General features: G+C 66.5%; 16 protein-coding genes. 7 read left to right on the forward strand and 9 right to left on the reverse strand.

Annotation, left to right across the window (positions count from 1 at the left end):
- Nucleotides 1-7 precede the first annotated feature (7 nt).
- The 6 genes from ACQR03_RS19590 to ACQR03_RS19615 form a co-directional block, all read right to left on the reverse strand.
- Nucleotides 8-1,018 (reverse strand): CobW family GTP-binding protein, encoded by a 1,011-nt coding sequence (locus ACQR03_RS19590; RefSeq protein ID WP_316174325.1) that lies wholly within the window; start codon nt 1,016-1,018, stop codon nt 8-10.
- Nucleotides 1,015-2,619, reverse strand: a complete 1,605-nt coding sequence (locus ACQR03_RS19595; RefSeq protein WP_410051238.1) for an amidohydrolase family protein — start codon at nt 2,617-2,619, stop codon at nt 1,015-1,017. Before ACQR03_RS19595 ends, ACQR03_RS19590 begins: the two co-directional genes overlap by 4 nt.
- A 229-nt stretch (nt 2,620-2,848) precedes the next feature.
- Complete coding sequence (locus ACQR03_RS19600; protein WP_316193645.1) at nt 2,849-3,679, reverse strand: ABC transporter permease; 831 nt, start codon at nt 3,677-3,679, stop codon at nt 2,849-2,851.
- An 81-nt stretch (nt 3,680-3,760) separates the two neighbouring features.
- The gene (locus ACQR03_RS19605) at nt 3,761-4,792 is read right to left on the reverse strand and encodes an ABC transporter substrate-binding protein (protein ID WP_315754406.1); all 1,032 of its coding nucleotides are present in this window, start codon (nt 4,790-4,792) and stop codon (nt 3,761-3,763) included.
- A 29-nt stretch (nt 4,793-4,821) separates the two neighbouring features.
- Nucleotides 4,822-5,886: an ABC transporter ATP-binding protein gene (locus ACQR03_RS19610; RefSeq protein ID WP_315825355.1), complete on the reverse strand. Its 1,065-nt coding sequence runs from the start codon at nt 5,884-5,886 to the stop codon at nt 4,822-4,824.
- Complete coding sequence (locus tag ACQR03_RS19615) at nt 5,886-6,710, reverse strand: ABC transporter permease (protein ID WP_315825356.1); 825 nt, start codon at nt 6,708-6,710, stop codon at nt 5,886-5,888. The genes ACQR03_RS19610 and ACQR03_RS19615 overlap by 1 nt, the downstream gene beginning before the upstream one ends.
- 454 nt (nt 6,711-7,164) lie before the next feature.
- On the opposite strand from ACQR03_RS19615, the gene ACQR03_RS19620 reads away from it, so the two are divergent.
- The 6 genes from ACQR03_RS19620 to ACQR03_RS19645 all read left to right on the forward strand — a co-directional run bounded on the left by ACQR03_RS19620 (nt 7,165) and on the right by ACQR03_RS19645 (nt 16,237).
- Nucleotides 7,165-8,055 (forward strand): ABC transporter substrate-binding protein, encoded by an 891-nt coding sequence (locus tag ACQR03_RS19620; protein ID WP_315825357.1) that lies wholly within the window; start codon nt 7,165-7,167, stop codon nt 8,053-8,055.
- A gap of 317 nt (nt 8,056-8,372) precedes the next feature.
- Nucleotides 8,373-10,013, forward strand: a complete 1,641-nt coding sequence (locus ACQR03_RS19625; RefSeq protein WP_316193643.1) for an amino acid ABC transporter permease/ATP-binding protein — start codon at nt 8,373-8,375, stop codon at nt 10,011-10,013.
- Between the two features lie 58 nt (nt 10,014-10,071).
- Nucleotides 10,072-11,313: an acetamidase/formamidase family protein gene (locus ACQR03_RS19630; RefSeq protein ID WP_315713577.1), complete on the forward strand. Its 1,242-nt coding sequence runs from the start codon at nt 10,072-10,074 to the stop codon at nt 11,311-11,313.
- 282 nt (nt 11,314-11,595) lie between these two features.
- Nucleotides 11,596-13,929 (forward strand): acetamidase/formamidase family protein, encoded by a 2,334-nt coding sequence (locus ACQR03_RS19635; RefSeq protein ID WP_316184122.1) that lies wholly within the window; start codon nt 11,596-11,598, stop codon nt 13,927-13,929.
- A gap of 191 nt (nt 13,930-14,120) precedes the next feature.
- Nucleotides 14,121-14,504 (forward strand): RidA family protein, encoded by a 384-nt coding sequence (locus ACQR03_RS19640; RefSeq protein ID WP_316191448.1) that lies wholly within the window; start codon nt 14,121-14,123, stop codon nt 14,502-14,504.
- A 137-nt stretch (nt 14,505-14,641) separates the two neighbouring features.
- Complete coding sequence (locus tag ACQR03_RS19645) at nt 14,642-16,237, forward strand: gamma-glutamyltransferase (protein WP_315754412.1); 1,596 nt, start codon at nt 14,642-14,644, stop codon at nt 16,235-16,237.
- Nucleotides 16,238-16,298: 61 nt separating this feature from the next.
- Here the strand turns inward: ACQR03_RS19645 and ACQR03_RS19650 are convergent, their stop codons facing one another.
- On the reverse strand, nt 16,299-17,252 hold the full coding sequence (locus ACQR03_RS19650; protein ID WP_315754415.1) for a threonine/serine dehydratase: 954 nt from the start codon (nt 17,250-17,252) through the stop codon (nt 16,299-16,301).
- Between the two features lie 55 nt (nt 17,253-17,307).
- Here ACQR03_RS19650 and ACQR03_RS19655 point away from each other — a divergent pair, with 55 nt between their 5' ends.
- Nucleotides 17,308-17,610, forward strand: a complete 303-nt coding sequence (locus ACQR03_RS19655; RefSeq protein WP_315754417.1) for an ArsR/SmtB family transcription factor — start codon at nt 17,308-17,310, stop codon at nt 17,608-17,610.
- A gap of 63 nt (nt 17,611-17,673) precedes the next feature.
- On the opposite strand, the gene ACQR03_RS19660 is transcribed toward ACQR03_RS19655, so the two are convergent.
- Nucleotides 17,674-18,795 carry a hypothetical protein gene (locus ACQR03_RS19660; protein WP_315754419.1) on the reverse strand — a complete coding sequence of 374 codons (1,122 nt, stop codon included), beginning with the start codon at nt 18,793-18,795 and terminating at the stop codon, nt 17,674-17,676.
- A gap of 59 nt (nt 18,796-18,854) precedes the next feature.
- Nucleotides 18,855-19,679 carry an alpha/beta hydrolase gene (locus ACQR03_RS19665; RefSeq protein WP_315754421.1) on the reverse strand — a complete coding sequence of 275 codons (825 nt, stop codon included), beginning with the start codon at nt 19,677-19,679 and terminating at the stop codon, nt 18,855-18,857.
- Nucleotides 19,680-19,698 lie beyond the last annotated feature (19 nt).

Consider the following 19,698-nt stretch of genomic DNA (forward strand, 5'->3'; position numbering starts at 1 on the left):
CAACCGCCTAGGTCACCCACTCCGCGCGGATGCCGCCCCTCGCTGCTCCGCGCTCGGGCTCCCGCCAGGAGAACGTGAACAACCCCATCGGCTCGACCTGTTCGAGCTCATCGCGGGCAATGTCGCGCGCGATCACGACGATGAAGGGCGCTGGGGGCTTGTCGACGGTCAGTTGGCGTGGCGGCGAGAACACCGTGCCGACGCTTTCGACCAGCAATGGGCGCGGTGCTTCCTGCACCTTGACGAGCCCCTTGATGCGCAGAAGGCGCTCGCCGAGCCGACCCGCGACGTTGTCCAGCCAACTGGCGAGATCGGCATAGCCGATCTCATGGCGCGGCCGGACCAGGCAGAGCGCGAGGCGCGGATGCGCGGCGGCGAGATCAGGCGCGACGTCGCGCAGCGGCGGGGACGCCGTAAGCGGCGCAAAGGCCGCCGACACCACAGCGGCGCGATCCGCGTTGGCGACGGCCTTCGCGACTGGATTGAGCTGCGCGATCACCACCGGCGCATCGGTCAGCCCCTCCGGCGCAAGATCCGCCTTGGTTGCAATGATCCGATGTGCCGCGGCCCATTGGGCCGCGGCCTCCTCGAACGTCGCGACGTCCAGGCCGCGCGTGAGATCGTAGGTCGCGACGACGGCGACGCGCATGCGGTGCTCGGCCAAGGTCGCGAGCTGGCGCAGCACCGGTCCTGGCATCGACAGGCCCGAGGTCTCCAGGATGATCCGGCGCAACGGCGGCAGGCCGGCGGGCCGCGGCGCCATGATCAGGCGGTCGATGGTGAAGGCGAGATCGCTGCCGACCTGGCAGCAGACGCAGCCGTTCGACAGCATCGCCAGCGGCACGTCATCGCCGCTCTCGCGCAGCAGCACGCCATCGAGCCCGACCTCGCCGGCCTCGTTGACGATCACGGCCGTGTCGGACGCCGTCTCCGCGCTCAGCACATCGCGCAGCAGCGTCGTCTTGCCCGATCCGAGGAAGCCGGTCAGGACGAAGAAGTCGATGATGCCGACGCTCATGGCGCCGCGGCATCCTTGTCTTTGTCCTTGGTCGCGTATTTCTCCGGCACGTCGCTCTCCCAGCTCGCCTTGACCAGCTCACGGACGTCGGCGAGCAGCTCCTCGGTGTCGTAGATGATGCCGTCCTTGATCGTGAATTTCAGGCCGCGATGCCACTCGACTGCATTGGTCGCATCGTTGAAGCGCATCGCGCCGGTGCCGTAGAGCAGCTTGAAATCGGTCAGCGGATTGTGGTCGTGGACCAGCATGTCGGCGCGCATGCCGATGTCGATGGTGCCGATCTCGTCCTGCAGGCCGCAGAGTGCTGCGCCCTGCGATGTCGCCGAGCGGATCACCTCCAGCGGATGGAAGCCCGCCTCCTGCAGCAGCTCCAGCTCACGGACATAGCCGAAGCCGAAGATCTGGTAGATGAAGCCGGAATCCGAGCCGGTGCAGACCCGGCCGCCGCGGTTCTTGTACTCGTTGACGAACGCCATCCAGAGCCGGTAGTTCTCCTTCCACTCGATCTCGTTCTGGGTCGACCAGCGATACCAGTACGAGCCGTGGCCGCCGCGCTGCGGCGTGAAGTAGTCCCACATCGACTTCCAAGTGTACTCCTTGTGCCAATAGGCCTGGCGCGCCCGCATCAGGTCGCGGTTGGCGTCGTAGATCGTGAAGGTCGGCACGAAGGTGAAACCGATCTCCAGGAACTGCTCCAGCACCTCGTTCCACTTGGCCGAGCCGGGCTCGGCGCCCTGCTTGAACATCTGCCCCGAGACCGAGAAGCGGAAATATTCATCGGTGTAGTTGTAGTCGAGCGGGAAGTTCTGGATCACGCGGTCTTCGAACAGCGCCTCCGGCAGGCCGTAATAATGCTCCGCGCTCGTCAGGCCCCACTTCGCCGTGGTCAGCGCATTCATGCGCGACACCGCCATCTGGGCGTGATGGCAGCCGGTGCGCAGGCCGATCTGTTTGCACTCGTCGAGCGCGGCTTCCATGATCGCGGGCGGCGCGCCGAAGAACTTGATGCCGTCGGCGCCGCGCTCCTTGACCTGACGCAGCCAGGTGCGCCCCTGCTCCGGCGTGTAGATCGTCTTGACCATGTCGTTGACGGCCGGGAAATAGGCATAGGCGAGCAGCCGCGGCGCGGCGATCGTGTTGTTCTCGGCGCGCTCTTTCTGGTCGAGCATCCAGGACAGCCCGTTCATCGAGCCCATCTCGCGCACCGTGGTGACGCCATGCGCCAGCCAGAGCTTGTAGACGTAGTCGACCGGCGGCACCCAGCCATTGGCGGAGTGATAGGCAACGCCGGCATGGGCGTGGCAGTCGACGAAGCCCGGCGTCACCCATTTTCCGCGACAGTCGATCTCGTGATCGGCCGGTTCGCCAGCGTTGCCGGCATAGCCATAGCCGACGATCTTCTTGATGCTGACGATGCGGCCGTTCTCGACGATGATGTCGACCGGCCCGATCGGCGGCGCCCCGGTGCCGTCGATGACAGTGGCGCTGCGCAGCGCCAGCCGCTTGAACGGCCCGATCCCGCGATCCCGCGTCGTCGCCTTCGGCACGATCGGCGCCGCGCCCTTGTTCCTGATGAAGGCGAGCTCATCGCCAGGGAGCATCTGTTCCGTCACGACGGCGTGTCCTCCATTTGAGACCGTAGGGTGGGCAAAGCGCAGCGTGCCCACCATGCGTCTGCTTTCTTCCAAGATGGTGGGCACAGCGCTGCGCGCCTTTGCCCACCCTACGCATCGTCTTCCCGTCATTGCGAGCGGAGCGAAGCAATCCAGGGCCAGGAAGCAAGTCTGGATTGCTTCGTCGCTGCGCTTCTCGCAATGACGGCGTCTACCGTCACCCCGCCCTGTACTTCCGCGCGAACGCGACGCTGCCGAACACCGTGAACGCCATGGTCACCGCGAGCAGCATGAAGGCGAGGGCGGCACCCATCGGCCAGTTGTTGCCGCGCACGAACTGGTCGTACACGGCAGGCGCCATCATCTTGAATCGCGGGCCGCCGAGAAGCACCGCCGTTGCATAGGTGTTCATGCACAAAACGAACACCAGGATCGAGCCGGCGGCGACGCCGGGACCCGACAGCGGCAGGATCACCCGCCAGAACACGCGCGCGCCTGAGGCGCCGAGATTGGCGGCGGCATATTCCAGGTCGCGGGGGATGCTCTCGATGACCGCGGACAGCGTCAGGATCATGTAGGGCAGCACGACGGCGATGATGCCGATGATGACCGCCTTGGTCGTGTACATGATCTCCAGCGGCGTGGAGATCAGGCCGAGCTTCATCAGAACCGTGTTGACGAGCCCGTCGCGCGCGAACAGCGCCATCCAGCCGGCCGAGCGCACGACATTGCCGACCAGCAGCGGAAACAGGGTCGCGATGACGACCAGGCTCTTCCAGCGGCTCTCCATGCGGCCGAGCCAATAGGCCGCCGGAAAGGCGAGAATCAGCGTGAGCAAAGTACACAGCAGCGCGATGCCCAGCGTGGCCAGGATGATCTGCTGGTAGTACGGATCGGTCGCGGCCTTGACGTAGTTGTCCGGCGACAGCGCCTGCACCATCAGCTGGGTCGGGCTGAACTGGTTGAGCGAGATCCGGAACATCAGGATCATCGGCCCGACCAGCAGCGCCAGGACCAGCAGACAGGCAGGAACGACCAGCAGCGCCATCGCGCGAGCTCCGATTGCAGATAAGCGGCGCATCGGCCGCGTGCTCCTGCGGCCGGTGCCGCAGGAGCGAGGTTTCGAGGCTCAGGCCTTGAACTCCTTGTTCCAGAAGTCGAGCGTGCGCTGCGCACGCCCGGCGGCGTAGGCATAATCCGGCTTCAGCAGCCGCGCACGCTCGGCCTCGGTCAGGCTGACCTGCTTGGCGAGATCCTCCGGCAGCGGCGCATCGGTGACCGTCGGGACATAGCCCATCTTGTCGGCGAAGCCGCCTTGCGCCTTGGCGTCCAGCATCGCGTCGAGATAGGCGAAACCGCCGGCCTTGTTCTTGGCGTTCTTCGGCACCGCGGCCTGGAACACGATCGCCGGCGTGCCTTCCTTCGGCACGACATGGGCGAGCGGAATGCCGGACTTCTTCCACATGAAGCCGCGGGCAAGCCACATCGTGGTGATCCAGACCTCCTCCGACTTCAGCGCCGCCGCCAGCGCCTCGTTCGAAGGATAGATCTTCACGTCGAGCGAGCGCCATTCCATCAGCTTCTTCTCGGCCGGATCGAGATTGCTGACGCCGCCGCCGCCGGCGAGCGCCGCGGCCAACGTGTTGTTGGGATAGAGGATGTCGGCGAGACCGATGCGGCCGCGCCATTTCGGATCCCACAGATCGGCGAAGGATTGCGGCGGCGTCTTCACCTGGTTGGTATTGTAGAGGATCACCTGCGCCGAATAGATGTGCGGGATCGCGATGTCGCTCTTGAGCTCCGGGAATACCTTGTCGAGCCGCTTCACCTGGGCTGCATCGACCTTTTCGAACACGTCCGACTGCGACACGATGTAGGTATCGTTGTCGGACAGGCACGACACGTCCATCGAGCCGCGGCGACTCTGCCGCTCGGCCAGCAGCTTGGTCTTGCGCGGATCGGCGTTGGCGACGTCCTGCACGATCTCGAACCCCTTCGGCGTCATGATCGGCTTATCGATGATGTCGGAGAGCAACTGGCCGTAGTCGCCGCCCCAGGTGCCGACCACGACCTGTCCGCCTTCGGCGCGGGCAGTGGGCATGCCGGAGGCCAGCGCGGCGACGCCGGCGCTGGCGGAGAGAAAATGTCGTCGCGAAATCATGGGAGAACCTCTCGCTGTGGATGGATGCGTTACGAAGATGTCTGCGGCACGAGACGCGGGACCTTGCGGTCCCACTGCAGGGACACGGGATCGTTCGGTTTGAGTGTTGCCAGCGGCTCGCTCGCGTCGGGCGTTGGCCTGACGGCCACCAGCGTCTCGTCGCCGATCGCCACCACATATTCGCTCTGCGCGCCCATATAGGTGATCGCCAGCACGCGGCCGCGCACCTCGCCGGACTCACCGACCACCACTGCAATGCGTTCAGGCCGCAGCGCGAAGGCATCGGCATCACCGCGCTCGCCGCTGGCGACATCGACCGGCAGCAGCAGGCCGGCGCTGGTACGGAAGTTATTGGCGTCCGCACGCCGGCCGGCCAGGATGTTGCAACGGCCGACGAAGTCGGCGACGAAGGCATCCCTGGGCGAATCATACAGCTCCTGCGGTGTGCCGATCTGGCGGACGCGGCCGCCCTCCATGACCACGAGGCGGTCGGCCATGGTCAGCGCCTCCTCGCGGTCATGCGTCACCATCAAGGTGGTCAGGCCGAGCCGCTGCTGCAGCGCGCGGATCTCGAGCCGCACCTCGGCGCGCAGCTTGGCATCGAGGTTGGACAACGGCTCGTCGAGCAGGAAGATGCGCGGATTGACCACCAGCGCCCGTGCCAGCGCGACGCGCTGCTGCTGGCCGCCCGACAATTGCCGCGGCAGCCGGTCGGCGAGATGCGACAGCCGCACCAGCCTGAGCGCCTCCTCGATCTTCGTCTTGCGCTCGGCGGCACCGATGCCGCGCATCTCCAGACCAAAGCCGACATTGTCGGCTGCGCTCATGTGCGGAAACAGCGCGTAGGACTGGAACACCATGCCGGTCGCACGCTTGTAGGCCGGCAGATGCGTCACGTCCTCGCGGTCGAACAGCACGCGGCCGCTCGTGGGCGGCAGGAAGCCCGCGACCATGCGCAAGGTGGTCGTCTTACCGCAGCCGGAGGGTCCGAGCAGCGCGACCAGCTCGCCCTCGCCGACGGCGAGATCGAGCCCCTCCACGCCGATCGACGTCCCGAAGCGCTTGGTCAGCTTCTCCAGGGTGAGCTGCGCCATCACACCACCCGCGACAGCTTGACGAAGCGGTCGGTCACCACCATCAGAATGCCAACCAGCGCGATCTGCACAGTGGCGACCGCGGCGAGCGTCGGATCGATGCGGAATTCGAGATAGTTCAGCATCGCCACCGGCAAGGTGATCCGGCCGGGACCGACCAGCAGCATCGACAGATCGAGATTCTCGAAGCTCTGGATGAACGAGAACATCGCCGCCGCGACGATGCCGGAGCGCATCATCGGCAGGGTGATACGGCGGAACACCGTGAACGGGCTGGCGCCGAGATTGGCGGCGGCCTCCTCGGCGGCACGGTCGAGCCCCTGCAGGCTGGCGATCACGAGCCGCACCGTCCACGGAATCGCCAGCAGCGTATGCGCGGCGACGAGGCCTTCCGTGGTTGCCTTGATGTCGCGGTCGAGCAGGTCCTCGGCGAGCACATAGAACATGTAGAGGCCGGAGCCGGCGACGACGCCGGGCACGGCCAGCGGCGCCAGCAGGAACGACGACAGCGCCTGGCGGCCACGGAACTCGCCCCGCACGATGGCAAGCGCCGCCGCAGTGCCAATGGGCACGCCGATCGCGGTCGCGAGCAGCGCGACCTGGAAGCTGGTCACGAGGCCACGCAGAAATTCCGGCTTGCTCAGCGCGTTCGCGTACCATTTCAGCGACAGGCCCGGCGGCGGAAAGCTCACGATCTCCTGCGCGAAGAAGCTGGTCACGACGATCATGACGACGGGCGCGAAGATGACGGCATAGGCTGTGACGATCAGTGTCCGCACTGCGAAATGGCCGAGTGATATTTGTCCCGTAAAACGGAACGGCATTGCAGACACCTCAACAAACAGATCAGCAACTTGTGCGGCGGCATCGTAGTCGGGAGCTCCGCTGCCGCCAAGCCTGTGCCACGAGTTATCGCAATGCACATTCGCATGGGCGCAGCGACGCGGCGATCCTGACGCGTGATGCGGCGGCAGCGCCATCTTGGCGCTAGCCCCGTGCGCACGTGAAACCGTCGCCGGCGCGCTCGATTTCCGACTTTCGGAATCTTCGAGGACCGAGCAGGCGGACTTGACGCCTGCGCGACGGTCCGTCGCAACGGCGCGGATTTGAGCAATGCGTGCTCAATTCTTGCACCGGCACGATCCAATATTTTGTGCGCCCACGGACAAGCCATCCGCGCAGGCCCGCACCTAAGCTTGCCTTCGAGCTTGGACCGGGGCGACGGCACCAATGCACCGCCGGACCAGCGCGACATCATCGTTCGAAGGAGCTGGCAACATGCAGACGAGGCTATTCACTGGAGCGCGGCGGGCGTGGCTTGCCGCGCTCGGCGTCATCATCGCGGCGGGACTTCTCGCCCCCATCGACGCGCAGGCGGCGACGCCCGCGGGCTGCGCGGCGCTGAAGGAGAAATATCCGGACTGGAAGGGCAAGACGCTGGTCAACGCGATCAATCCGCACACGCCGGGCTATGAGTCGATCGACCCGAAAGACCCGAGCAAATATGTCGGCTTCGACATCGATCTCGGCGAGGCCATCGGCGACTGTCTCGGCTTCAAGCTGACCTACAAGCCGGTGACCTTCGCCGCGCTGCTGACGACCTTGGCGAGCGGTCAGGCCGACATCGTCATCTCCGACATCTACGCCACCAAGGAGCGCGCCAAGGCCGCCGACTTCATCACCTACTCCAAGGTGTTCGACGGCGTGCTGGTCGCCAAGGGCAACCCGAAGGGCATCAACGGCATCAACCTGTCGATGTGCGGCGCGGCTGCGGCCGAGAACACCGGCTACGTCGAGGTACCGCTGATCCAGGATCTCGCGCCGAAATGCAAGGAAGCCGGAAAGCCTGAGCCGACGATCCAGCTCTACGACAACAACGCCAACTGTATCCAAGCCATCCTGGCCGGGCGCGCCGACACCTATGTCAACGACGTCAACACGGTCGACCAGGCGGTGAAGGCCTATCCGGACAAGCTCGAAAAGGCGATCGCGGTCACCATCCCCTATTCGGTCGGCATCGCCGTTCCCAAGGACAAGCCGAAGTTCCGCGACGCCGTCATGGCCGCGCTGATCGAGGTGCAGAAGGAAGGCATCCATCAGGAGCTGCTGAAGAAGTGGCAGCTCGATCCGGCGAACTTCAAGGAGCCGGATATTCTCACGGCGGACTAATGCCTCGTAATCGTCTCAAGGCGGAACCGCGGCCGCGCGCGCGCTGCGCTCCCCTCCCCCCGCGCGAAGCGGAGCTTCGCTAGGCGGGGAGGGGTCGGGGTGGGGTCCACACGATGACTCTTTGCTGGGTACCCCCCTCCCCACCCCTGCCCCACAAGGGGGGAGGGAGCGCACCAGTTACTTGGCGACTCGTGCGCGAGGCAACTTCGTAGGGCGGGCAAAGCGAAGCGTGCCCACCGTATTTCTTCCCGAACACCACGGTGGACACGGCGCGTCGCGCCTTTGCCCACCCTACGCATCCAGCAGGCCGCCCCCTCATGTCCCTCTTCCTGCACTATCTCAGCATGCCGTACATGATACAGGGCATCGAGCTGACCCTGCAGGTCACCGCGCTCGGCCTGATCGGCGGACTAATCCTCGGCCTCGTCCTCGCGGCCATGCAGCTCAGCCGGTTCTGGCTGCTGGCGGCGATCGCACGCGGCTACACCGTGATCTTCCGCGGCACACCCCTGATCCTGCAGATGGTGTTCGCCTACGACGCGCTGCCGCATATCGGCATCAAGCTGCCGGCGGTGCTGGCGGCGGGCCTCGCACTCGCCTGCAACGAGGCGCCGTTCATCGCCGAGATGCTGCGCTCCGGCGTGCTCGGCGTCGATCGCGGCCAGCTCCTGGCCGGCCAGGCGCTCGGCATGACGCCATCAGTGCTGATGCGCCGCATCATCGCGCCGCAGGCGATCCGCACCATGATCCCCGCCTTCGGCAACGAGGCGGTGAGCGCGCTGAAGAACTCTTCGCTCGCCTCCGTCATCGCGGTGCAGGAATTGACCTTGCGTTCGACGCAGCTCGCGTCGTCCACCTTCGACTTCTTCTCGATCTTCTTCGCCTCGGGTCTCATCTATCTCGTGCTGACCGGCGCGATCAGCGTCATCCAGCTCGCGCTGGAATGGCTGCTCGATCTCGACCGCACGGCGAAGCAGCGCAAGCTGGCGGACTACCTTGCGCTATTGCTACCTTGGCGCCGCATCGGCCACGCGACGAAGCTGGAACTCGCCGAGAAAACAGCCCCTGCCATCGAGGCCGCGCCGCCGGAGCCCGCCGAACTGAAAGAAACGCCGCGGCTAGCGCTGTCGATCGAGGATCGCGCCAGGCGCGCGGCGACGGTCGCCCGCAACAATGTCGCCGTCGAGGTCACCGGGCTGCGCAAGGCCTATGACGGCCACACCGTGCTCGACGGGCTCGATCTCACCGTGCGCATCGGCGAGGTGATCGCGCTGCTCGGCCCCTCAGGCTCCGGCAAGAGCACGCTGCTCCGCTGCATCAATCACCTGGAGAACTGGGATTCCGGTGAGATCCGCGTCGGCGGCCGCAAGCTCGGCTTTGACGAGGCCGGCCGCAAGCTGTCGCCGCGCGCGATCGCCAATGAGCGCGCCAACGTCGGCGTCGGCATGGTGTTCCAGCAGTTCAACCTGTTCGGCCATCTCACCGCGAAGGAAAATGTCGCAGGTCCCTTGCGCTGGGTGCACGGCCTGGGCCGCTTCGAGGCCGAGCGCCGCGCGGCGGAGCTGCTCGACCGCGTCGGCCTGTCGCATCGCGCCGATGCGCTGCCGCGCCATCTGTCCGGAGGCCAGCAGCAGCGCGTGGCGATTGCCCGCGCGCTGGCGCCGAACCCGAGCGTGCTGCTGCTGGACGAGCCGACCTCAGCGCTCGATCCCGAGCTCGTGGGCGAGGTGTTGGAGGTGATCCGCCGGCTCGCCATCGACGATGGGCTCACCATGATCATTTCCACGCATCAGATCCGCTTCGCCGACGAGGTCGCCGACCGCGTCGCCTTCCTCAACGGCGGCGTCATTCTCGAGCAGGGTCCGGCGCACGAGGTGCTCTCCAATCCGCGTCACCCGCTGACTGCGCGCTTCCTCTCGGTGATGGACGCCGAGCGGCCGAAGGATGCGGTCGCATGAGTTCATCCTTCACGTCAACATCAACAATCTCGCGTCCGATCTTTCATGAGGCCCTTGTATGAAGCACCATCTGCTGCCGGTGTCCCCGAAGACCATCCATTGGGGATATTTTTCCAAGGTGGTGACACCGGCTCTCACCTTGCGCTCCGGCGACCGCGCCACGATCGAGACGCTGACGCATCACGCCAACGACGACTACGAGCGCATGATCAAGGACGATCCCGGCGCCGAGAGCGTGTTCAAGTGGACGAGGGAGCACAAGGCCGTCGCGCGGCGCGGCTCCGGCCCGACCGAAGGCCCGTTCATCCGCGGCTCCGGCGAGGGCATCGGCGTGCATCTGCTCACCGGCCCGGTTGCGATCGAGAGCGCCGAGCCCGGCGACGTGCTGGAGGTGCGCATCCTCGACATCAGGCCGCGGCCGAGCCAGTGCGGCTGCCATGCCGGCAGATGCTTCGGCTCCAACGCCGCCGCCAATTGGGGCTTTCACTATCACGACCTGATCGAGGAGCCGAAGCCGCGCGAGGTCATCACCATCTACGAGCTGGACACCGCGGGGGAGCCGTTCGCCAGGGCGGTCTACAACTACGTCTGGACGCCGCAGACCGACCCCGACGGCATTGTGCATCCGACCATCGACTATCCCGGCGTGCCGGTCGACCACGCGACGATCAGGAAGCGCGAGAACATCATGCCGGGCATCAAGGTGCCGGCGCGGCTGCATTTTGGCACGATGGGGCTCGCGCCATCGGAAGCCGACTACGTGTCCTCGATCCCGCCGAGCTACACCGGCGGCAACATCGACGACTGGCGCATCGGCAAGGGCGCGCGGATGTACTATCCGGTCGCCGTGCCCGGCGCCTATTTCTCGGTCGGCGATCCTCATGCCGCGCAAGGTGACAGCGAGCTTGGCGGCACCGCGATCGAGACCTCGCTCACCGGCGACTTCGAGTTCATCCTGCACAAGAAGAACGATCTCGGCGGCACCCAGCTCGAAGGCCTCACACATCCGCTGCTCGAGACCAACGACGCCTGGTCGGTCTACGGCTTCACCTATCCGAACTATCTCGCCGAACTCGGCGCCAATGCGCAGACCGAGATCGCCAACCATTCCAGCCTCGACCGCGCCATGCGCGACGCCTTCCGCAAGCTGCGCCGCTTCCTGATGACGGTGCATCATCTCAGCGAGGACGAGGCGATCTCGCTGTTGTCGGTCGGCGCCGATTTCGGCGTCACCCAGGTGGTGGACGCCAATTGGGGCGTGCATGGCACGATCCGCAAGAACGTGTTCCGGTGTGAGTGAGGTCGACGTCGGGCACCCTCTCGCCCAGCGCAAGGTGCGCTCCCTCCCCCGCTTGCGGGGGAGGGTCGGGGTGGGGGCGCCCCAAGCGACACCGCCGCTGTGGACCCCCACCCCTAACCCCTCCCCGCAAGGGGGAGGGGAACAGACCGCGCGCGCGGCGACAGCGACAACGACACCAGGAGCCGACGACTGACGCGCACCGAAACGCCGATGCCAAAACGACAAACGGTCAAGCTCATCTGGCACGGGGGTTGCTTCGCGTTCCCGGACCCGGGGCGTGCCATGAGTTTTCGTCCGTTCACCAGCGAATCCTATTCCGAGGGCGAGCGTCCGGAGGCGTGGCGCGACGTGCTGAATGCGGTCGGGCTGCAGCCCGCGGCGAAGACGCCATTCTATGATGGCCATGCCACCGCCTCGCATCGCCATGCGCCGGGCATCGCGCTCTCGCGGCTGTCGGCCGGCGCGCAGGTGGTCACTGCGGTTCCGCAGCCCCACGAAGACCTGCCGATCGTGCTGCTGGCGATCGAGGACGGCGCCGTGCTCCGGAGCGGCGACAGCCACCGCATCGTGCCCGCGGGGCATCTGATGCTGCTGCCGCGCACGGGAGACTGGGGGATCGCCTTCCAGCGCGACCTGCGCGCGATCGTGCTGTCGGTGACGGCGGACGCCCTGCATGGCCGCATCAGCGGCAAGCTGAAATTGGCCAGGCCCCAGGTGATCGCGCCGAGCGGTCTTGCCGACGTGGTCTGCCGCACCATCGAGGCCACCGCGCGGGCGCTCGAAACCCTCAGCGATGCCGAATGGAGCACGGTCGCACAGAGCCTGGTCGATCTGCTGCTGACGCTCGCCCATCAACAAGCGGTGCCGGCAACGGAGGCCGGCAGCAGCGCGACGCAGGCCGCGATCCTTCACCGGATCTGCCAGACCATCGAGCGGCGGCTCGACGATGCCGAGCTGACGCCGGCGCGGGTGGCCCAGGCCGAAGGCATCTCAGAGCGCTATCTGCAGAAATTGTTCGAAGGCGCTGGTGATAATTTCAGTCACTACGTGAGGGAACGGCGGCTGCAGCGGGCCTGGACCGACCTGTCCAATCCGGCCGAAGCCAACCATTCGATCTCGGAGATCGCCTATCGCTACGGCTTCGCCGATTCGGCACATTTCAGCCGCAGCTTCCGCGCCCGCTTCGGCCTGTCGCCGCGCGAGTTCCGGCAGCAGAAGGCCGAGCAGGCGATCACGTCGGCGACTCCGCGCGGCCAGCGCGGCTGGCCGCAGGACGCGCTGGCGCAGCAGCGCGTCTGCGAGAGGCCGGCGTCAACCAGGAGCGACATCGCCCTACCCGCGCCGGCCAACGACCAGGATGCGCGGCGGCATCACCATCATCTCGCGGTGTCGGCCGAACGGGTGCATTGGGGCTATTTCAGCCGCTCGCTGCCGCCGCAGATCGAAATCGCATCCGGCGACACGATCACGGTGGAGACGCTGACCCAGCATGCCTCCGATGATCCCGAGCTGATGATCGCAGGCGATGCCGCTGCGCTCAGCGTGTTCGGCTGGACCAAGGCCAAGAAGAACGTCGACCGCCGCGGCGCCGGTCCGATGGACGCCAGCGTGTTCGGCCGCGGCGCCGGCGAAGGCTTTGGCGTCCACATCTGCACCGGCCCGGTCGCGATCAAGGACGCGCAGCCCGGCGACGTGCTCGAAGTTCGCATCCTCGACATCGTGCCGCGGCCAAGCAAGAGCAGGACGCATGAAGGCCGTGTGTTCGGCTCCAGCGTCGCGGCGTGGTGGGGCTATCACTACAACGAACTGATTGCAGCACCAGCGCCGCGCGAGGCGGTGACGATCTACGAGATCTTTGCCGGCGATCCCGAGCCGCATGCGCGCGCGCTCTATTCCTACCGCTGGGAGCCGCAGACCGATCCGGCCGGAGTCGTCCACGCGACCTACGACTATCCCGGTGTGCCGGTGGCGCCCGGCAGCATCAAGCGCCGCCACGGCGTGCTCGACAACATCCGCATTCCGCTGCGGCCGCATTTCGGCGTGATCGCGGTGGCGCCGCGCGAGGTCGACTTCGTCGATTCGATTCCGCCGTCCTATTTCGGCGGCAATCTTGACAATTGGCGGCTGGGCAAGGGCGCGACCGTGTATCTCCCCGTCGCGGTTCCCGGCGCGCTGCTGTCGGTCGGCGACCCCCACGCCACGCAAGGCGACGGCGAGCTCGGCGGCACGGCGATCGAATGCTCGATGACTGGCACGTTCCAGGTCATCCTGCACAAGAAGGCGCAGCTCGCGGGGAAGCCGTTCGCCGATCTCTCTTACCCGCTGATCGAGACCGCGACCGACTGGGTGCTGACCGGCTTCAGCCACCCGAACTATCTCGCCGAGTTCGGCGCGCAAGGCCAAAGCGAGGTCTACGCGACCTCCTCGCTCGACCTCGCGATGAAGGATGCCTTCCGCAAGATGCGCCGCTTCCTGATGCACATCAAAGGCCTCAGCGAGGACGAGGCGGTCGCGCTGATGTCGGCGGCGGTGGACTTCGGCGTCACGCAGGTCGTCGACGGCAATTGGGGCGTGCACGCGATCCTGAGCAAGCGGCTGTTCGAGGATGCGGGCTGACTCTCGATCCAATCGCCGCGTCCCGGAATTCCGTCATTGCGAGCGAAGCGACTTGTCCGCCGAAGCTCGAAGAGCGAAGGCGGAAGCAATCCAGGGCGTCACGCTCGGCCCTGGATTGCTTCGTCGCTTCGCTCCTCGCAATGACGACGGTTGTTGTGTTTCGAGCGAGCCCCGAACAAAGGACCATCCCTATGCAGTTCCACATGATCTCCGGTGCGACCAGGCCGGTGGCGCCGTTCAGCCACGCGGTCGAAACCGACGGCTTCGTGTTCGTCACCGGCCAGATGCCGGACTCGCCGGAGGCGCCGGGCGTGCTGCCGGAGGGGATCGTGGATCAGACGAAGGCGGTGATGCAGAACTTGAAGTACATCCTCCAAGGTCTTAACCTTGGCTTCGAACATATTGTGATGTCTCGGATTTACTTGACCGAGTTCAAGCGCGATTACGCGGCGATGAATGAAACCTATCGTTCATTCTTCCCGCCGGACCGGCTGCCGGCCCGCACCTGCGTCGGCGTCACCGGTCTCGCCTATGACGCGCTGATCGAGATCGATCTGGTCTGCCGAAGACCATAGTACCCATTGGTAAACATCTCCTCAACGCGAGGCCCCGTCATTCGATCCGGGCTGGGGAGCGTCCCGCTGTTGCCGATTGTGTGCCGAGGCCCGGCGGTGTCAATTCGCCGGACCATCAGGCGGGATCGGGGAGTGCCATGCCGTATCAGTTTTCCAATCGTCAGCAGATCCGCAAGCCGGCGGTGACCAGCAAGGGCGGCATTGTCGCGGCGCAGTCACGGCGCGCCGCCGAGGTCGGGGCCGAGGTGCTGGCCGCAGGCGGCGACTGCGTCGACGCCGTGGTGGCGACCGGCTTTGCGCTCGGCGTGCTCGAGCCGTGGATGAGCGGCCTCGGCGGCGGCGGCGCCATGCTGCTGTACCGCGCCAGGGACAACCACGTCGAGGTGATCGACTACGGCATGCGCGCGCCCGACAGCCTTGATGCCGCGGACTATCCGCTGGCCAATGACGGCAGCGTCGCGGCCGACATCTTTCCCTGGCCCCGCGTCAAGGACGACCGCAATCTGCACGGCCCCGGCGCGATCGCAGTACCCGGCGTCGTCGCGGGCATGGAGGCGGCGCATCGCCGCTACGCGCGGCTGCCGTGGCAGGATCTCGTCACGCCGAGCGTGAAGCTCGCCGCCGAGGGCTTGCTGGTGGACTGGTGGACCACCGTGATGATCTCGAGCTGCGCCGCCGACCTGCGCCGCTATCCCGGCAGCGCCGCGGCCTATCTGAAGGATGGCTTGCCGCCGAATCCGCAATGGGGCGCCAAGGCGGTGACGCGGCTGCCGCAGGAGCAGCTGAAGGCGACGCTGGCACATCTTGCCAGCGCCGGCGCGCGCGACTTCTACCGCGGCGACATCGCCCGCTCGCTGACCCGCGACATCCAGGCCGCCGGCGGCGCGCTCTCGGTGGATGACCTCGCCGCGTTCGAGGCGCATGTCCGCGATCCCCTGCGCATCCCCTATCGCGGCGGCACGGTGTTCGCGACACCGGAGCTGACGGCCGGCCCGACGCTGGCTCACGCGCTGCGGCTGATGCAGGCGCGCGTGACGGCATCGGGCAAGGCCCCGGATGCAAGCACGTTCATCGCCTATGCCGAGGCGGTGCAGTCGGCGTACCGCGAACGGCTGAACGACATGGGCGATGCGCCTGGCAAGCGCGCGCTCGGCGCCGAATATCTCGCGCCGGCCTGCACCACGCACTATTCGGTGGTGGACCGCGACGGCAACATGGCGGCGGTGACGCAGACGCTGCTGTCGGGCTTCGGCTCGAAATTCCAGGCGCCGCAGAGCGGCATCATGATGAACAACGGCATCATGTGGTTCGACCCGACGCCCGGCACGACGAACTCGCTGGCTCCGGGCAAGCGCTGCCTCACCAACTACACGCCGGTGGTGGCGCAGGCCGCCGATGGCCGTCGCCTCGCCCTCGGCGCCTCCGGCGGCCGCCGCATCCTGCCCGCCGTGGCACAGATGCTGTCCTTCGTGATGGACTTTGGCATGGATCTCGATACGGCGATCCACCAGCCGCGCATCGACGCCAGCGAAGGTGACGTGGTCGGCGCCGACACCCGGCTGCCGGCGGAGGTGATGGACGTGCTGACAGCGAAGTTCGAGACCGTGCCGGCGCCGGTGCAAACCATGCCGATGAAGTTCGCCTGCCCCAGCATCGTGCTGCGCCAGGGCGACGTGAACAGCGGCGCGACGGAAATCTTCCACGCCTGGAGCGATGCGGTGGCGGAGCGATGAGGAGGTCCGGGGGCCCGACGCGTCGCGCGCTCCTACCACGGCAAGTTCGTCGACCCTTTCCTCAATTCTCGAAATTCACGGCGGTGGTGTTCGCGCCGCAGATCAAGATCGCGACGCGTTCGGCCGGTGCAGGACGATAAACGCCGGACAGCAACGCGGCAAAGGCCGCGGCTCCGCCGGGCTCGGTGACGATGCGCAACGCCGTCCAGAGCGCTTGCTGCGCGGCGCGGATGGCGTCGTCGCTGACGACCGCGACATCCGGCGCGGCAAAGCGTTGGACGATGGGAAACACCCGCGCGCCGATCCGGCGCGGTGCGAGGCTGTCAGCGGCGATGCCACCGGCCGGCGCATCGACCGGATGCCCTGCCGCCAGCGCGTCGCGCAACGTCGGCGCACCCTCGGGTTCCACCGCCACAACCTTGACGCGCCCCTCATACCAAGCGGCGATGCCGGCAATCAGTCCGCCGCCGCCGACAGCAACCAGCAGCGTGTCGATCTCGGGCGCGTCGCGCTCGATCTCCAAGCCGACCGTCCCCTGCCCCAGCATGGTCTCGGGCTGGTCGAAGGCGTGGATCGGCATCGCACCCGTGGCCGCAACATGCCGTTCGCTCGAAGCAAGCGCATCGGCGTAGCGATCGCCGCCGACATGAATATCCGCGCCGCAACGCCGGATGAGATCGATCTTCGACGGCGAGGCGATGCTCGGCACGAAGATCGCCGCCTTGCGGCCGAGACGCTGGGCTGCCAGCGCCACCGCGACGCCGTGATTGCCGCCCGACGCCGCGGCCACGCCCGCTTCGGGCACCTCGCGCATCAGGAGATTGGCGAATGCGCCGCGCGCCTTGAACGAGCCGCCATGCTGCATGAATTCGAGCTTGAGCCGCAACGGGCGAGCCGAGAGACCGACGTCGCCGCCCGCGATCGTGATCAGCGGTGTGTGCCGGACATGGGGCCTGATGAGTTCGTGGGTCGTGGCGATCCGCTCCCGCGTAAACGCCGTGGACGTTTCCGACATGCCGCACCTCTCCTGCGCATCTTGACATAGCTTAGCTAATTGGCAAAGTTACAAAATGGCTCCCGACCTCGTGTTTCGCGCCCTGGCCAACGACAAGCGGCTGCAGATCCTGGAATGGCTGCGTGATCCCGCGCGGCATTTCCCGCCGCAGCGCGACGGTGACTTGGTCAAGGATGGCGTCTGCGGGCTCTTCATCGCCGACAAGCTCAGCGTGTCGGCACCGACGCTTAGCGAGCACATGCGCGTGCTGACGGCCGCAGGGCTCGTGAAGGCCAAGCGCGCCAAGGGCTGGACCTTCTACAAGCGCGACGAACAAGGCCTCAAGACAGCGCGACGCCTGCTCACCGCCGCACTCTAGACCTGGCGAGAGGCGTGACAAACGCTCTCATTGGGCGGACGCTCGGCAGCCGCGCTAGCACTGTCATACGGTCGGCGGTGACGGCACGGCGATTTGCGGAAAGCTTGCCCGCAAGAAGGCCCGCATACGGGAGCGGAACGCGGCCACGTTCAAGCCAACGAGCGCAAGCCCGATCAAGCCGCCGACGAGCAACGTCGGCAAGGACCAGGTCTGGCCCCCCACTGCGGCGAGCGCCGGACCGAACAAGCCGGCTGCGACCACCACGACAGCAATGCAGCTCGCCGGCGCCAGACAGATGTCCCACCCGATGACGGAACGCTCGGTTGCGTCGACATGCAGCCTGCCGACGACGAGGGGAATCTGAATCAGAATCAATCCGCGCGGCCGCAGCCAGATCACACGATGCCTCTCGTCCCAGTAGACGGTGCAGGTGCTGAGCTTGACTCTCCTGCCCGCCGCCAGTTCGGATTGAAGAACAAATCGATCCCGCTCCCGCCCGATCCGCAGGAAGGCTCCGAGATAGGGCCGGTAGAGGGCCATGATTGCGATCAGGTCGAAAATCACAGTGCCAAACAGCAAAGGCGCCAGCCAGGACGGCAGATCGACCGGGGTGGGAGCCGCAGACGGAGGATCGTGAGGCTGAAGAGATGGACGTCCGACCTGGTTCGGCACGGGTCCGGCAAAGCCGCGGATCTCCAGGCGCAGGATCACGCTGTCAGACGGGTCGTAGCAAATCCGGACGTAAGCACCGGGCGTGAGCGGGCCGCCGCGGGCCGCCGTCGCGTGGAAGCCCTCAATGAGATCCATGTCCGAATATTGGAACGGCACGCCCGACACCGTGAACGACTCGCTCGAACGCCGCGCGAGCGGCCCCGGCGTGAACTGCTCGACGGGCCCCTCGACCATCCGGCATTCGCCGCTCGCGGCCAGCCTGTGATGACGGTGATAGGGGACGAAGGTCAACGCAAAGGCCCCAACGGTCCAAATCGTCGCGAACACGACCGGGCCATAGCGCACGACATTCGACTTCGGGAGATACGGAATTCCTAGAGCTTGCAGCCCGCGGGGAAGCGCCGCGAGAAGTCCGGTCAGAACGATGAAGAGCAGGCCGGTCGCGGGAATCCACGAGGCCATGAAACCCGCGTCGAGGACATCGAAGACCTTGACGAACTGATCAGGCGTCATCGCTTCAGGCTCACTCTCGACCAGCAGTCTCTGCAATTGCGAACGGCGGCACCGACATCCTATCCGACCAGTGCCGTCATCAACGCGCTGTCCGCATCCGCCAGATCGTCGATCACGTCGAAATGGTGCCGGTCCGGCGCCTCGACATAAGCCGTGGATGCGCCAAGCCCCGTCCAGATATTGGCGAGCAGCTGAGCCTGGCGGCGGAATTCGTTGCGCTCGGCGCCGCCGACCCAGGCAGTGACCTTGACGTGATCGATCGGCACCAGCAGCGCGGGGCTCTCCTTCGCAGCCGTGGCGTCGTCGATGTGCAGCGTCTCGTTCATCGCGGTCCGCTGCAGCGGGCGCAGATCGTGCAGGCCGGAGATCGAGACCACGCTGGTGATACGCCCCTGTCGCTCGGGCGGCAGTGGCGCGCCACGGCAGATCATGCGGCTGACGAGATGGCCGCCGGCGGAGTGGCCAGTCAAAGCCACGGGACCTGCGACCTCGTCCATCGCGCGCGCGATGGCCTGCGCCACATCCGTCGAAATATCGGCGATGCCGACCTCGGGACACAGCCGGTACGACGGCATCGCCACGGCATGGCCGCGCGCGATAGGCCCCCGCGCAAGATGCGACCAGAAGCTCTTGTCCAGCCGCATCCAATAGCCGCCATGCACGAACACGACGAGGCCCTTCGGCGCCCCCTCCGGCAGGAACAGATCGAGGCGCTGCCGGTCATGCGCGCCATAGGCGATGTCGAGCTTGGCACGGCCCTGCCCCACCATGTCGGCGCGATAGCTCTCCGCCGGCGCCACCCACAGCCCGGGCCAGCGCTCGCCGCCGGCGATGTTCGGGCCGTTGGCGTAAGCGTTGTCCCAGTCCTTGACGGCATAGAGCATGAGGATCTCCTGATCGGAT

It is taken from the genome of Bradyrhizobium sp. HKCCYLS3070, assembly GCF_051167575.1.
Taxonomy (GTDB): domain Bacteria; phylum Pseudomonadota; class Alphaproteobacteria; order Rhizobiales; family Xanthobacteraceae; genus Bradyrhizobium.

Coding starts and splice junctions, on each gene's coding strand:
- ACQR03_RS19610 (WP_315825355.1), bottom strand. CDS start 5,886: ATGGCGCAGCTCACCCTGGAGAAGCTGACCAAGCGCTTCGGGACGTCG.
- ACQR03_RS19625 (WP_316193643.1), top strand. CDS start 8,373: ATGTCCCTCTTCCTGCACTATCTCAGCATGCCGTACATGATACAGGGC.
- ACQR03_RS19595 (WP_410051238.1), bottom strand. CDS start 2,619: ATGCTCCCTGGCGATGAGCTCGCCTTCATCAGGAACAAGGGCGCGGCG.
- ACQR03_RS19615 (WP_315825356.1), bottom strand. CDS start 6,710: ATGCCGTTCCGTTTTACGGGACAAATATCACTCGGCCATTTCGCAGTG.
- ACQR03_RS19605 (WP_315754406.1), bottom strand. CDS start 4,792: ATGATTTCGCGACGACATTTTCTCTCCGCCAGCGCCGGCGTCGCCGCG.
- ACQR03_RS19645 (WP_315754412.1), top strand. CDS start 14,642: ATGCCGTATCAGTTTTCCAATCGTCAGCAGATCCGCAAGCCGGCGGTG.
- ACQR03_RS19635 (WP_316184122.1), top strand. CDS start 11,596: ATGAGTTTTCGTCCGTTCACCAGCGAATCCTATTCCGAGGGCGAGCGT.
- ACQR03_RS19650 (WP_315754415.1), bottom strand. CDS start 17,252: ATGTCGGAAACGTCCACGGCGTTTACGCGGGAGCGGATCGCCACGACC.
- ACQR03_RS19590 (WP_316174325.1), bottom strand. CDS start 1,018: ATGAGCGTCGGCATCATCGACTTCTTCGTCCTGACCGGCTTCCTCGGA.
- ACQR03_RS19665 (WP_315754421.1), bottom strand. CDS start 19,679: ATGCTCTATGCCGTCAAGGACTGGGACAACGCTTACGCCAACGGCCCG.
- ACQR03_RS19620 (WP_315825357.1), top strand. CDS start 7,165: ATGCAGACGAGGCTATTCACTGGAGCGCGGCGGGCGTGGCTTGCCGCG.
- ACQR03_RS19630 (WP_315713577.1), top strand. CDS start 10,072: ATGAAGCACCATCTGCTGCCGGTGTCCCCGAAGACCATCCATTGGGGA.
- ACQR03_RS19600 (WP_316193645.1), bottom strand. CDS start 3,679: ATGGCGCTGCTGGTCGTTCCTGCCTGTCTGCTGGTCCTGGCGCTGCTG.
- ACQR03_RS19660 (WP_315754419.1), bottom strand. CDS start 18,795: ATGACGCCTGATCAGTTCGTCAAGGTCTTCGATGTCCTCGACGCGGGT.
- ACQR03_RS19655 (WP_315754417.1), top strand. CDS start 17,308: ATGGCTCCCGACCTCGTGTTTCGCGCCCTGGCCAACGACAAGCGGCTG.
- ACQR03_RS19640 (WP_316191448.1), top strand. CDS start 14,121: ATGCAGTTCCACATGATCTCCGGTGCGACCAGGCCGGTGGCGCCGTTC.